Genomic DNA, 13,223 nt, shown 5'->3' with positions numbered 1-13,223 from the left:
GGGGCTTTTGTGGGAGGGGCTTCAGCCCCGATGCTTTTGTTTCAGACCGCGGCGATCTGTGCGCAGGGCGTCGGGGCTAAAGCCCCTCCCACATCTGAAACAAAAGCATCGGGGCTGAAGCCCCTCCTACAAAAACCGCCCGGCATCCGAAAAAAAGAACGGGGCGGCCTGAGCCGCCCCGTTCATGCATCCATCCGGGCCGAACCGCGCCCGGCGCTTCGATCAACCCAGCAGGTGAGCGACGCCGGCGCGCTCTTCTTCCAGCTCGGCCAGGGTCTTGTCCATGCGCTCGCGGCTGAAGGCGTCGATTTCGAGGCCTTCCACGCGGGTGTACTCGCCATTGGCGGTGATCACCGGCACGCCGTACATCACCGTCTCCGGGATGCCGTAGCTGCCGTCGGACGGCACGCCCATGGTCACCCACTTGCCGTTGCTGCCCAGGACCCAGTCGCGGACGTGGTCGATGGCGGCGTTGGCGGCCGAGGCGGCCGAGGACAGGCCGCGCGCTTCGATGATCGCCGCGCCGCGCTTGCCCACGACCGGAATGAAGGTGTCGGCGTTCCAGGCGGCGTCGTTGATCTTGTCCTTCAGCGACGCGCCGCCGGCCTTGGCGAAGCGGTAGTCCGGATACATGGTCGGGCTGTGGTTGCCCCACACGATCAGGTTCTCGATGTCGCCCACGGCGACGCCGGCCTTGGCGGCGAGTTGGCTCAGAGCGCGGTTGTGGTCCAGGCGCAGCATGGCGGTGAAGTTCTTCGCCGGCAGGTCCGGCGCCGACTTCATCGCGATGTAGGCGTTGGTGTTGGCCGGATTGCCGACCACCAGCACCTTGACGTCGCGCGAGGCGACCTTGTTCAGCGCCGCGCCCTGGGCGGTGAAGATCTTCGCGTTTTCCAGCAGCAGGTCCTTGCGCTCCATGCCCGGACCGCGCGGACGCGCGCCGACCAGCAGGGCGATGTCGGCGTCCTTGAACGCGACTTCGGCGTCGTCGGTGCCGACGATGCCGGCCAGCAGCGGGAACGCGCAGTCTTCCAGTTCCATGATCACGCCCTTGAGCGCGGCCTGGGCCTTCTCCAGCGGCAGTTCCAGCAGCTGCAGGATGACGGGCTGATCCTTGCCGAGCATTTCGCCGGAAGCGATGCGGAACAGCAGCGAGTAGCCGATCTGGCCGGCAGCACCGGTGACGGCAACGCGGACGGGGGTCTTCATCGGGGTGTTTCCTTCGCTAGTGAACAGTGTGGCGGGCACGCGGCCCGCGTTATGGATGGAGTCGAGCGCGCGGCGGCCGCCGCGCGCTCACAGGCGGTAGCCCAACGGTTCGAGACGGTCTTTGATCTCGTCCCTGTTGTAGCCGTAAACGATGTCCTGGCCGACGATGGTGACCGGCACGCCGCGCGCGCCGACCGCGTTCATCGCTTTCTGGCCCGCGGCGGTATCGACGTCGATGAGGGTGTAGCGCACGTCGGCCAGTTCGAAATCCTTGCGCAGTTTTTCGCAGTAACCGCACCACTCCGCCGCAAGCATGACGATGCGCTTGTCGCCGGTGCTGTGGCGCGGATCGTCCGGCGCGAGTTGCGCGGGACGATCGGAGATCCACTGCGACCAGCCGCCGGACTTGGCGAATTTCGCCCCGGCCGCGCCCACGAAGAGCGCGGCCAATATGCACAGCACGGTACTTACGCGCATCGCTGGATTCCTTGTCGCGGGCCGGTTCTGTCGCCGGGCTCAGGCGAGCTCGGCGAAGAACTCCTGGAAGCGCTGCAGACCCGGCGCCAACTGCGGCGTCGGGCAGGTGTAGCTGATGCGCAGCGCGCGCGGCTCGCCGAACGCCGAACCCGGCACGCAGGCCACGCCCTTGGTTTCCAGCAAGGCGTTGCACAGATCCATGTCGTTGCCGATCTTCAGGCCGCTGGGACCGTGGGTCTTGCCGAAGGCGACGCTGATGTCCGGGAACACGTAGAACGCGCCCTGCGGACGCGGGCAGACCACGCCGGGGATCGAATTCATCACGTCCATGACCTGATCGCGCTTGGCCTGGAATTCGGCGCAGCGGGCGGTCGGCACGTCCTGCGGACCCGACAGCGCGGCCACGGCGGCGGCGGTGACGATTTCCGGAACGTTGGTGATGTGGTTGGAGTTCATCGTGGTCACGGCCTGCGCGATCACTTCCGGACCGGCCATGAAGCCCACGCGCCAACCCGGCATGCCGTAGGTCTTGGACAGCGAGTCGATGAAGATCACGCGGTCGCGCAACTCGGGATGCGAGTGCACGAAGTTGTGATAGCCCAGGCCGTCGAACACCATGCGGTTGTAGATGTCGTCGGTGATGACCCAGGTGTCCGGGTACTTGGCGATGACCGCGGCCAATGCATCGATTTCGTCCTTGCCGTAGACCATGCCGGTCGGGTTGGACGGGTTGTTGAACAAGAACACCTTCGGCTTCTTCGCCAGCGCGACTTCGAGCTGGGCCGGGGTGAGCTTGTAGTCCTGCGAGGCCGGGCACGGCAGCAGGTCGATCTTGGCGTTGACGATCTCGGCGATGTCGAGATAGCTGGTCCAGTACGGGGTCGGGAAGACGATCGTGTCGCCTTCGTCCAACAGCGCCTCGGCGATGTTGTAGATCACGTGTTTGGCGCCGATGCCGGTGGCGCAGTTGACGCGGCCGTAGCCGGTCAGGCCGATTTTGCTCATGTGCTCGATGAACGCGTCCAGCAGCGCGTCGGCGCCGCGGTTGCTGCCGTACTGGCCGCTATCCTTGGCCAGCGCTTCGCGCACGGCGGCGTAGACATGGTCGCCGGGCAGGAAGTTGGGAACGCCGATCGAGAAGCTGATGATGTCGCGGCCTTCGGCCTTGAGCCGCTTGGCCTTTTCGGCAACCTGCATGATCGCGCTGGGCTTGGCGCGACCGATGCGCCGGGCGAGCTGGGGCATCGTGTAAACCTCGTGGGGTGGTGTACGACGGAGCGTGCGGAGATGAGTAGCGAGGACGCTGGACGCAGCGGCGGTTGCGACGGCCGCGCCCGCTTACGGGCGCTGTCGCCGGACGCACTGGAACCGCTGGTTCTAGCCGCAAAATGGTAGCACAGCGATGGCCGGGCCCTGGTTTGCGATCTGGCCTTTCGCGGCGCTGCCGCGAGTGGGAAGGGATGCTTTTGTGGGAGGGAGCTTCAGCCCCGATGCTTTTCGATCAGCCCAGGTGAGAGCCCGATGCGATCGGGCCGGAAAGCGTCGGGGCTAAAGCGCCCTCCCACAACTAAGCTCCCTCCCACAAGAGCCCCCTCCCTACAAAAGCTGCCTCCCACAAAAGCGGCCTGATTCCGGGGCGCAAACGAAAAAGACGGCCTTTCGGCCGTCTTTTCGCATCGCGAAGCCCTGCGGCCCCGCGAGATGAGCGCAACCCGGACTCAGGCGCGCTTGTTCTCGTCGAGCACCTTGTTCCAGTCGGCCACGCGATCGGCCTTGGCGGCCAGAACGGCGGCGACGTCGCCTTCGATCTTCACCGAGTTGATCTTGTCGCCCTGCTTGACCGTATCGACGATCTCCAGGCCTTCCAGCACTTTGCCGAACACGGTGTGCTTGCCGTCCAGCCAGTCGCAGACGATGTGGGTGATGAAGAACTGGCTGCCGTTGGTGCCCGGGCCGGCATTGGCCATCGACAGCACGCCGCGCTGGTGGCCCAGGCCGTTGCGGGCCTCGTCCTCGAAACGGTAGCCCGGGCCGCCGGTGCCGGTGCCCTGCGGGCAGCCGCCCTGGATCATGAAGTTCGGGATCACGCGGTGGAAGTTCAGGCCGTCATAGAAGCCGCGCTGGGCCAGATTGACGAAGTTGGCGACGGTCAACGGCGCCTTGTCGGCGGCGAGTTCGACGCGGATCGGGCCGCGCTCGGTGTCGAAGGTGGCGATCAGGCTCATGCAGCGCACTCCAGGTGTAGCGATGGGGATGGGAAAACGGTTCGCCGGCCGAGATGGCGGCGGCCGGAGCAATCCTCAATGGTACCGAAGCGAAAAAAACCTCGCCGGGGCCGAAGCCCTGGCCGGAGCGGCGCGAGCCGCGGCAGCGCGGGTACGGCCCGGATCGCGTCGCCGGGGCCCGGGCCTCGATCGCGGCCCGGAGCTGAATGCGTCGGCGCAGGGCCCGAACGCGGCCGGCCGGCGGCAGGCGGACGTCCCGGGGAGGCTCGGCGGCCGGAGTTGGCCGGGCTTCGGATGGCGCGGTTTCGCCGCTCCCGCAAGGCCATTCCCGCCTTTTGTCGGGCCTGCCCGTTCATAAAACCGGCCCGACATGAATAAAGCCCGCCCCGGCAGGCACTTGCCACCTTTGACCGGTATAATGGCCGGCTATCTTCCTCAGCTATCGCGCCTCCCGGCGTCCAATCGCATGTCCATCGAACGCCTGCGCAATATCGCCATCGTCGCTCACGTCGACCATGGCAAGACCACCCTCGTCGACTGTCTGTTGAAGCAGTCCGGCACGCTGTCCGAACGCACGGTGCTGGCCGAGCGCGCGATGGACAGCAACGACCAGGAAAAGGAACGTGGCATCACGATCCTGGCCAAGAACACCGCCATCACCTGGCAGGGCAACCGCATCAACATCGTCGACACCCCAGGCCACGCCGACTTCGGCGGTGAGGTCGAGCGCGTGCTGTCGATGGTCGATTCGGTGCTGATCCTGGTCGACGCGATGGACGGCCCGATGCCGCAGACCCGTTTCGTCACCCAGAAGGCGTTCGCGATGGGCTTCAAGCCGATCGTGGTGGTCAACAAGATCGACCGCCCGGGCGCCCGTCCGGATTGGGTCATCGACCAGGTGTTCGACCTGTTCGACAAGCTCGGCGCCACCAACGAGCAGCTCGACTTCCCGATCGTCTACGCCTCGGCGCTGCACGGCTACGCCAGCCTGGACGACGCCGCGCGCTCCGGCGACATGACCCCGCTGTACGAAGCGATCATGAAGCACGTCCCGCCGCCGGAAGTCGATCTCGACGGCCCGTTCCAGATGCGCATCAGCCAGCTGGACTACAGCAACTTCGTCGGCCTGATCGGCATCGGCCGCATCCAGCGCGGCAAGGTCCGCCGCAACATGCCGGTCAGCGTGATCGACCGTCACGGCAAGAAGCGCCAGGGCAAGGTGTTGCAGGTGCTCGGATTCCTGGGCCTAGAGCGCCTGGAGACCGAGGAAGCCGAGGCCGGCGACATCGTCGCCATCTCCGGCGTCGCCGATCTGTCGATCTCCGACACCGTGTGCGCGCTGGACACTCCGGAAGCCCTGCCCGCCCTGACCGTGGACGAGCCGACCATCAGCATGACCTTCCAGGTGAACAACTCGCCGTTCGCCGGCAATAAGGATCTGAGCGGCGGCAAGTTCCTCACCAGCCGCCAGCTGCGCGAGCGCCTGGTGCGCGAAACGCTGCACAACGTGGCGCTGAAGGTCGAAGAAGGCTCCGATCCGGACAAATTCCTGGTCTCGGGCCGCGGCGAACTGCACCTGTCGGTGCTGATCGAGAACATGCGCCGCGAAGGGTTCGAGCTGGCCGTGTCGCGGCCGGAAGTCATCATCAAGGAAATCGACGGCAAGCTGATGGAGCCGGTCGAGCAACTGGTGGTCGACATCGAAGAGCAGCACCAGGGCGGCGTCATGGAGAAGCTCGGCACGCGCAAGGCTCAGTTGAAGGACATGGTGTCCGACGGCAAGGGACGCGTGCGCCTGGATTACATGATCCCGGCCCGCGGCCTGATCGGCTTCCAGAACGAATTCCGCACGCTGACCCAGGGTTCGGGCCTGCTGTTCCATGTGTTCGACCACTACGGTCCGAAGGAACAGGGCGCGATCGCCAAGCGCATCAACGGCGTGATGATCGCCAATGCGCCGGGCACCACCCCGGCCTATTCGCTTGGGCCGCTGCAGGAGCGCGGCAGGCTGTTCGCCGCCGAAGGCGACAACGTGTATGAGGGCCAGCTGGTCGGCATCCACTCGAAGGACAACGACCTCACCGTCAACGCGATCAAGACCAAGCCGCTGACCAACATGCGTGCCTCGGGCAAGGACGATGCGATCCAGCTGAGCCCGGCGATCAAGTACACGCTGGAGCAGGCGCTGGACTTCATCGAAGACGACGAACTGGTCGAAGTCACGCCGAAGGAAATCCGCCTGCGCAAGAAGTTCCTCACCGAGAGCGATCGCAAGCGCGCCTCGCGCGCGGCCTGATCGCAGCAGGGGCGCCGCCGGCTTGAACCGCGGCGCCCTCGCCCCAAGTCAGTACGCTTCGCCGCAACGAAGCGTCACGCGGGACTTGGGGCACGGCGGCATCGCGCATCGGCGCGTGCCGCGTCCGCCGGGCCGCCCGCCTCGCCGCGTTGCGAACCTTGGCGCGTCATAAGGATCGAAGCGGCATGCATGTGCACGGTCTGATCGCAATCCCCTGCTCCCACGCCGTCGCGCGCGGCTCCGCCCGACACTGGCCGGCGCGCGCGCGATGACCGCGCCCGAACGCCACTACGACGCCAACCCCAAGGCCCATCCGGGCCTGCACGTGATCGCCGCGGTCGAAGCGGCCAAGGGCGCGCTCGCGCTGTCGGCCGCCAGCGGCCTGGAACTGCTCGGGCCGGCGCCGCTGCAGCGCTGGATCGAAGAACTCATCAAGCGCTTCCACCTGGACCCCGAGCACGGCTCGCTGGCCTGGCTCGCGCACAGCATCAGCCCCAATTCGGTACACCTGGCCGCGGCCATCGTGCTCGCCTACGGCATGCTGCACCTGATCGAAGCCTGGGGCCTGTGGAAGGCCAAGGCCTGGGCCTCATGGCTGGGCTGCCTGGGCGCGGCGCTGTACCTGCCGTTCGATATCTACGCGCTGACCCGCCACCCGGGCTGGCTCGCCACGGCGGTTCTCATAATCAACGTGATCGTGGTTTGGGTTCTCGCCCGCGACATTTTCAAGCGGCGCCGCTGAGCCCGCCGACGCCCCTGCTTTTAGCTGTAGGAGGGAGCTTCAGCCCCGATGCTTTTCGGTCAGATCGCTTGTAAGTCCGCGGTGACTTGACCGAAAAGCATCGGGGCTGAAGCTCCCTCCTACAACAAAAGCTCCCTCCCCCCAAGACACCCTCAAGCCCTCGCCGCCGTGCCCGAGCGCGCACCCGAATGTTAGCTGCGGATTAATTTTCACCGTGCCTGCATTCCAACCCGTTCGGGCTGAAGTCACAGGCATCGCGCACCGCTCCGGTGTATGGTTTCGGCATCGCAACGCGAGTTGCGAGACATGCCGCCGCAGCGCATCCAGCGGCATGCCGAATACCCCACCGATGCGCACGCGCGCCCTCCCAAGCACGCGGTTGCCACGCTCACAGCCCACTGTCCAACATGAGGAACGCTTATGAAGACTTGGTCCAAGCCTCAGATCCGCGAAATCTCGGTCGGTTGCGAAATCAATTCGTACTCCTCCGGCGATCTGTTCTGAGCATGTCCGCTTCCGCCGTCGCAACGCACACGCGGCCGCGCATCGCATCGATGGTTCATCGATGATGCGCGTCCTCGTGCTCGGTGCGGCGGCCGGGGGCGGCTATCCGCAGTGGAACTGCAACACCTCCGGCAGCCGGCGCGCCTGGCGCCAGGAGCCCGGCCATCGGCGCCGCAGCCAGGCCAGCATCGCGGTCAGCGCCGACGGCGAGCGTTGGCTGCTGATCAACGCCTCTCCCGACTTCCGCCAGCAGATCCTCGCCGCGCCCGCGCTGTGGCCGCAGCGCGATCTGCGCCATTCGCCGATCGAAGCGGTGCTGCTGACCAGCGGCGAAATCGATCACATCGCGGGCCTGCTGTCGATGCGCGAACGCCAGCGCTTCGACCTGTGGGCCAGCGCGCGCGTACTCGACGTGCTCAGCCAGAATCCGATCTTCGACTCGCTTCATCCCGACTACGTCACCCGCCGCGCGCTGACTTTGGAGGCGCCGCTGGACATTGCCGGCCTCGACGCGCCGCTGGGTCTGCGCGTCACCGCCTTCAGCGTCCCGGGCAAAGTGCCGTTGTTCATGGAGTCGCGCGCCAACGGCGATCTGCGCGGCGGCGAGGAAGAGACGGTCGGCCTGGAAATTTCCGACGGTCGCGAACGCTTCTACTACATCCCCGGCTGCGCCGCGCTGACTCCGGCCTTGCGCGAACGCCTGCACGGCGCGGCGCTGCTGTTCTTCGACGGCACCTTGTGGCGCGACGACGAAATGCAGCGCGCCGGCGTCGGCAGCAAGACCGGCGCGCGCATGGGCCACATGAGCATCGCCGGCGGCAACGGCGATGACGACGCCGGCACCCTGGCCGCGTTCGCCGGGCTGGACGTGCGGCGCAAGATCTTCATCCATCTCAACACCACCAACCCGGTCCTGGACGAATCCTCGCCCGAGCGCGCGCAAGCCCGCGCGCACGGCTGGGATGTCGCCGAGGACGGCATGGAAGTGAGCCTATGAACGCCAGCGCCGCCGACCTGCCGCGCGCCCACGCGTCGCACGATCGTGAACTGCTGTCGCCGGAGCAACTGGAAGCGCGGCTGCGCGCGATCGGCGCCGAGCGTTATCACGACAAACATCCCTTCCACGGCCTGCTGCACGGCGGGCAGCTGGATCGCTGCCAGGTCCAGGCCTGGGCGCTGAATCGTTTCGAGTACCAGCGCTGCATCCCGCTCAAGGACGCCGCCCTGCTCGCCCGCATCGAAGATCCGCAACTGCGCCGCGTGTGGCGCCAGCGCATCGTCGATCACGACGGCGAACGCGAAGGCGACGGCGGCATCGCGCGCTGGCTGCATCTGACCGATGCGCTCGGGCTGGACCGCGAACTGGTCGAATCCGGCCGCGCGCTGCTGCCGGCGACGCGGTTCGCGGTGCAGGCCTATATCCACTTCGTGCGCGAACGCAGCCTGCTGGAGGCGATCGCCTCCTCGCTCACGGAATTGTTCGCGCCGACCATCATCGGCCAGCGCGTCGCCGGCATGCTGGCCAATTACGATTTCGTCTCGCCCCAGGCGCTGGCCTATTTCGACTCGCGCCTGCACCAGGCGCCGCAGGACGCGAACTTCGCCCTGGACTACGTCAAGCGCCATGCGCGCACGCGCGAGCAGCAGGACGCGGTCTGCGACGCGCTGCGCTTCAAGTGCGAGGTACTGTGGTCGATGCTCGACGCGCTGCACCTGGCCTATGTCGAGCCGCGGCTGATTCCGCCGGGCGCGTTCGATCCGCGGCGGACGCCGCCATGACCGCGACCATCGACGCCGGCAGCGTGCTGCGCTTCCCGATCGGCGTGCGCCTGCAGCACGACCGCGCGCGCGACCAGTGGGTGCTGCTGGCGCCGGAGCGCGTGGTCGAGCTCGACGACATCGCCCACGCCGTGCTCACCCACATCGACGGGCGTTCCGACGTCGAAGCCATCGTCGCCGCGCTGGCGGCCGAGTACGGCGCCGACGCCGGCGAAATCTACAGCGACGTGCTGGAACTGTTCGCCGGCCTGCTCGACAAACGCATGCTGGCGTTCGCGCCGCAGATGTCGTGAGGGCAACGCCGATGCGCGCCCGGTATCGCCCATCATGAGCGCCGACGCCGCCACGGTCGCCACCGCCGCATCAGCGCGGCCGTTGCGCGCCGATCCCGAGCCGGCGCCGCCGCTGGCGGTGTTGCTGGAACTCACCCATCGTTGCCCGCTGTCGTGCCCGTATTGCTCCAACCCGCTGCAGTTGCTCGGCATGCGCGACGAGCTGAGCACCGAACAATGGTTGCGCGTGCTCGAACAAGCGGCCGAGCTCGGCATCCTGCAAGCGCATTTCTCCGGCGGCGAGCCGACCTTGCGCAAGGACCTTCCCGAACTGCTGCGGCATGCGCGCGCACACGGCCTGTACTGCAACCTCATCACCTCCGGCGTCGGCGTCAGCCGCGAGCGCCTGCAGGAACTGCAGCACGCCGGCCTGGACCATCTGCAACTGAGCATCCAGGACAGCCACCGCGAAGGCGCCGACCGCATCGCCGGTTACGCCGGCAGCCACGAACGCAAACTGGCCCTGGCGCGCTGGTGCGGCGAACTGGAATTGCCGCTGACGCTCAACGCCGTCGTGCATCGGCACAACGCCGAACGCGTCGCGGACATGATCGAACTCGCGCTCGAACTGGGCGCCGGGCGCTTGGAAGTCGCGCACACGCAGTACTACGGTTGGGGCCTGAAGAATCGCGCTGCGTTGATGCCCACGCGCGCGCAACTCGATGCGGTCACCGCCGTGGTCGAAGACGCGCGCCTGCGGCTGCGCGGCCGGCTCACCATCGACTACGTCACGCCCGACTACTACGCGCGCCGGCCCAAGGCCTGCATGGGCGGCTGGGCGCAGCGCTTCGTCAACATCACCCCGGAAGGCAAGGTGCTGCCCTGCCACGCCGCCGAGACCATCGCCGATCTGCATTTCGAATCGGTGCGCGAACGCAGCCTGGGCGACATCTGGCGCGACTCGGAAGCTTTCCGCCGTTATCGCGGCACCGGCTGGATGCCCGAACCGTGCCGCGGCTGCGAACATCGCGAACGCGACTGGGGCGGCTGCCGCTGTCAGGCGCTGGCGCTGAGCGGCCGCGCCGACACGCTCGATCCGGTCTGCGAAAAGTCGCCCGACCACGCGCGGGTGCGCGCGCTGGCGATCGCCGAATCCTCTGCGCCCGCGCCGCAGTTCGTGTATCGCCGCATGCGCGCGACGACGGCGAACCTCGCCGACGAGGACTGATCGCCCACCGCGCCGCGAACTGCGCTCGCAGTCGCGGCGTGAGAGCGATCGGCGTCGCGCATTCTTTCCGCGCCGATGCGCATTCGCCTGCGCTTAAGTCCGCGCGATCCCGCGACGGCCCCGAACGCCGCGCGAACTCGAAAAAACGCCGCTGTGCCGCATCTGCAGATCCCAGGCACGCCGCCGACTCACGTCTTCCACCGCCGACGCGCCGCGAGACGCCACGGCCCGCCTTACCCGATCGCATCCGGCTTCCACTGCGCCGAACCACGTGCATACTCGCGTGAATTCCTCGCGCGTCCCGATCCGGAACCGGCCATGCCCAGCCCCCATTTCACCGCTCGTCTCAGCCTACTGGCGCTCGCCCTGGCCCTGGCCGGTTGCGCCGGCGACGGCGCATCGCGAAGCTCGCGCCCGGCGGCGGCGAACGGCGCGGCGCCGAGGGGATTCGCACAGGGCGATCCGCTACGCATCGTCGAGGCCGACATCGCCACCCTCGCCGCGCGCATGGCCGACGGCAATCTGAGCAGCGTGCGCCTGACCCAGGCCTACCTGGACCGCATCGCCGCGCTCGACGACAACGGCCCGCGGCTCAACGCGGTGATCGAAATCAATCCGAACGCGATCGCCGAAGCGCGCGCACTCGACGAGGAGCGCAAGGCCGGCAAACTCCGCGGTCCGCTGCACGGCATTCCGGTGCTGGTGAAGGACAACATCGACACCACGCCGATGGTCAACTCGGCCGGTTCTCTGGCCCTGGCCGAGCACCGGCCCAAGCGCGACGCGCCGCTGGTCGCGGCGCTGCGCGCGGCCGGCGCGGTGATCCTGGGCAAGACCAACCTCAGTGAGTGGGCCAACTTCCGCTCCGATCGCTCGATCTCCGGCTGGAGCGCGCGCGGCGGGCTGACCCGCAATCCCTACGTACTCGACCGCAGCGCCTGCGGCTCCAGCAGCGGCACCGGCACCGCGATCGCGGCGAACCTGGCCGCGGTCGGGGTCGGCACCGAAACCGACGGCAGCGTGCTGTGCCCGTCGGCGATGAGCGGCCTGGTCGGCTTCAAGCCCACGGTCGGGCTGGTCAGCCGCGCCGGCATCATTCCGATCTCAAGCAGCCAGGACACCGCCGGGCCGATGGCGCGCAGCGTTGCCGACGCGGCACAGTTGCTCAGCGTGCTTGCCGCGGCCGAGGCCGGCGACGACGCCGCGGCGCGGGCCGCGGCCGGCAAGCGCCTGGCCGATTACGTCGCCGCGCTCGACGCCGACTCGCTGAACGGCGCGCGCCTGGGCCTGCTGCGCGACAGCGCGGTCAAGCTGCCGCCCGAGGGCAACGCGGCGCTGCAGCGCGCGCTCAAGCTCATGCGCGACGCCGGCGCGACCATCGTCGAGGTGCGCATGCCCAACGACGGCAAATGGCGCGAAGCCGAATTGCAGGTGCTGCTGTACGAGTTCAAGGACGGCCTGGAACGCTATCTGCGCGACAGCGGCGCGCCGATCAAGACCATGGACGAGCTGATCGCCTTCAACCGCGCCAACGCCGCGCACGAAATGCCGTATTTCGGCCAAGAGCTGCTGGAACAGGCGGCGCGGAAGAACAGCCTCAAGGACCCGGCCTATCGCAAGGCCGCGGCGCAGGCGCGCCAGCTCGCCGGCGCGCAAGGCATCGATGCCGCGCTCAGGCAGCACAAGCTCGACGCCCTGATCGCTCCGACCACCTCGCCTGCGTTCATGGTCGACCCGGTCAACGGCGACGTCTTGAGCGGCGACAACTGGGGCGCGGCCGCGGTTGCCGGCTATCCCAGCCTGACGGTGCCGATGGGCGAGGCCTCGGGCCTGCCGATCGGCCTGGCGTTCATCGGCAAACGCTGGAGCGACGCCCAACTGCTCTCGCTGGGCTACGCCTTCGAGCAGGCCGCCCAGGCGCGCACGCCGCCACGTTATCGCGCGACGCTGAGTCCCTGAGCGGCGCGCGGGGATCGCGCGGCTAGTCGCACACAAACGCGCCGACCGTAGATCGCAATGCGGTCCGCCGCGGCTGCGGATGCGACGCGTGATTGCCGCCTGAAATCTTGACGTCGCTGCGTTCGGCCGCGCCGCCGATCTCGGCGCGCAAGCGCTCGGCATCGGCGTCGATGTGGTGACGTGGTCCCGTTCGCCGCGCACGATCGGCGTCGGCTGCCGCACGCGGGCGTTGTCCACCCGCCGTTTGCCGGTCCACAAGCGTTCGACGTCGATGATCGCGCGTTCGCAACCGGCGCCGATAGCGGACTGCGCGTGGCGGAGCAGGGCCTACCGCGCCGGCGGCGCAGTTCGCGCGGCTTGCGGGTCGCCGATGCCGGCGCGCGCAAGCTGCGCGATTGGGTCAGGCCGGTCTGAGCGCAGCGGTTCGGCCGGGCCACGCATCGGATGCGTCGGTGCGTCCGGATCGCGGCAGGGATGTCGAAAAATCTCGCACAAAAGCATGCAGCCCGGCGGCAATGAAGCCCGCCATGCG

12 protein-coding genes are annotated in these 13,223 nt (G+C 67.8%); 8 read left to right on the top strand and 4 right to left on the bottom strand.

What is annotated here, in order from left to right; translation table 11 throughout:
- Positions 1-222: 222 nt before the first annotated feature.
- From J7J50_RS14190 to J7J50_RS14175, 4 genes are all read right to left on the bottom strand, one after another.
- Complete coding sequence (locus J7J50_RS14190) at positions 223-1,209, bottom strand: malate dehydrogenase (protein WP_215057508.1); 987 nt, start codon at positions 1,207-1,209, stop codon at positions 223-225.
- A gap of 87 nt (positions 1,210-1,296) precedes the next feature.
- The gene (locus tag J7J50_RS14185) at positions 1,297-1,686 is read right to left on the bottom strand and encodes a glutaredoxin family protein (protein ID WP_215057509.1); all 390 of its coding nucleotides are present in this window, start codon (positions 1,684-1,686) and stop codon (positions 1,297-1,299) included.
- A gap of 39 nt (positions 1,687-1,725) precedes the next feature.
- On the bottom strand, positions 1,726-2,931 hold the full coding sequence (locus J7J50_RS14180) for a pyridoxal phosphate-dependent aminotransferase (RefSeq protein ID WP_215057510.1): 1,206 nt from the start codon (positions 2,929-2,931) through the stop codon (positions 1,726-1,728).
- 473 nt (positions 2,932-3,404) lie between these two features.
- A complete protein-coding gene (locus J7J50_RS14175) occupies positions 3,405-3,911 on the bottom strand; it encodes a peptidylprolyl isomerase (RefSeq protein ID WP_215057511.1) in 507 nt (168 codons plus the stop codon).
- Between the two features lie 466 nt (positions 3,912-4,377).
- Between J7J50_RS14175 and typA the strand changes: the two genes are divergently transcribed.
- The 8 genes from typA to J7J50_RS14130 all read left to right on the top strand — a co-directional run bounded on the left by typA (position 4,378) and on the right by J7J50_RS14130 (position 13,105).
- Complete coding sequence (typA, locus tag J7J50_RS14170) at positions 4,378-6,207, top strand: translational GTPase TypA (RefSeq protein ID WP_215057512.1); 1,830 nt, start codon at positions 4,378-4,380, stop codon at positions 6,205-6,207.
- Between the two features lie 268 nt (positions 6,208-6,475).
- Positions 6,476-6,949, top strand: coding sequence for a DUF2127 domain-containing protein (locus J7J50_RS14165; protein ID WP_215057513.1), 474 nt, complete (start codon positions 6,476-6,478; stop codon positions 6,947-6,949).
- A gap of 568 nt (positions 6,950-7,517) precedes the next feature.
- Positions 7,518-8,450, top strand: coding sequence for a pyrroloquinoline quinone biosynthesis protein PqqB (gene pqqB, locus J7J50_RS14155; protein WP_215057526.1), 933 nt, complete (start codon positions 7,518-7,520; stop codon positions 8,448-8,450).
- The gene (gene pqqC, locus J7J50_RS14150; protein ID WP_215057514.1) at positions 8,447-9,232 is read left to right on the top strand and encodes a pyrroloquinoline-quinone synthase PqqC; all 786 of its coding nucleotides are present in this window, start codon (positions 8,447-8,449) and stop codon (positions 9,230-9,232) included. Before pqqB ends, pqqC begins: the two co-directional genes overlap by 4 nt.
- Positions 9,229-9,525 (top strand): pyrroloquinoline quinone biosynthesis peptide chaperone PqqD, encoded by a 297-nt coding sequence (gene pqqD, locus J7J50_RS14145; protein WP_215057515.1) that lies wholly within the window; start codon positions 9,229-9,231, stop codon positions 9,523-9,525. The genes pqqC and pqqD overlap by 4 nt, the downstream gene beginning before the upstream one ends.
- A 34-nt stretch (positions 9,526-9,559) precedes the next feature.
- Positions 9,560-10,732 carry a pyrroloquinoline quinone biosynthesis protein PqqE gene (gene pqqE / locus J7J50_RS14140; protein WP_215057516.1) on the top strand — a complete coding sequence of 391 codons (1,173 nt, stop codon included), beginning with the start codon at positions 9,560-9,562 and terminating at the stop codon, positions 10,730-10,732.
- A gap of 318 nt (positions 10,733-11,050) precedes the next feature.
- Positions 11,051-12,691, top strand: a complete 1,641-nt coding sequence (locus tag J7J50_RS14135; RefSeq protein ID WP_215057517.1) for an amidase — start codon at positions 11,051-11,053, stop codon at positions 12,689-12,691.
- 180 nt (positions 12,692-12,871) lie between these two features.
- Positions 12,872-13,105: a hypothetical protein gene (locus tag J7J50_RS14130; RefSeq protein ID WP_215057518.1), complete on the top strand. Its 234-nt coding sequence runs from the start codon at positions 12,872-12,874 to the stop codon at positions 13,103-13,105.
- Positions 13,106-13,223 lie beyond the last annotated feature (118 nt).

The organism is Lysobacter sp. ISL-50, assembly GCF_018612875.1.
Classification (GTDB): domain Bacteria; phylum Pseudomonadota; class Gammaproteobacteria; order Xanthomonadales; family Xanthomonadaceae; genus Lysobacter.
This window is presented reverse-complemented; position numbering and strand designations above follow the sequence as displayed.

Bases quoted from the DNA above. Each gene is read 5' to 3' on its own strand.
- J7J50_RS14135 (WP_215057517.1), top strand. From the start codon at position 11,051: ATGCCCAGCCCCCATTTCACCGCTCGTCTCAGCCTACTGGCGCTCGCC.
- pqqB (WP_215057526.1), top strand. From the start codon at position 7,518: ATGCGCGTCCTCGTGCTCGGTGCGGCGGCCGGGGGCGGCTATCCGCAG.
- J7J50_RS14185 (WP_215057509.1), bottom strand. From the start codon at position 1,686: ATGCGCGTAAGTACCGTGCTGTGCATATTGGCCGCGCTCTTCGTGGGC.
- J7J50_RS14190 (WP_215057508.1), bottom strand. From the start codon at position 1,209: ATGAAGACCCCCGTCCGCGTTGCCGTCACCGGTGCTGCCGGCCAGATC.
- J7J50_RS14175 (WP_215057511.1), bottom strand. From the start codon at position 3,911: ATGAGCCTGATCGCCACCTTCGACACCGAGCGCGGCCCGATCCGCGTC.
- J7J50_RS14165 (WP_215057513.1), top strand. From the start codon at position 6,476: ATGACCGCGCCCGAACGCCACTACGACGCCAACCCCAAGGCCCATCCG.
- J7J50_RS14180 (WP_215057510.1), bottom strand. From the start codon at position 2,931: ATGCCCCAGCTCGCCCGGCGCATCGGTCGCGCCAAGCCCAGCGCGATC.
- typA (WP_215057512.1), top strand. From the start codon at position 4,378: ATGTCCATCGAACGCCTGCGCAATATCGCCATCGTCGCTCACGTCGAC.
- pqqE (WP_215057516.1), top strand. From the start codon at position 9,560: ATGAGCGCCGACGCCGCCACGGTCGCCACCGCCGCATCAGCGCGGCCG.
- pqqC (WP_215057514.1), top strand. From the start codon at position 8,447: ATGAACGCCAGCGCCGCCGACCTGCCGCGCGCCCACGCGTCGCACGAT.
- pqqD (WP_215057515.1), top strand. From the start codon at position 9,229: ATGACCGCGACCATCGACGCCGGCAGCGTGCTGCGCTTCCCGATCGGC.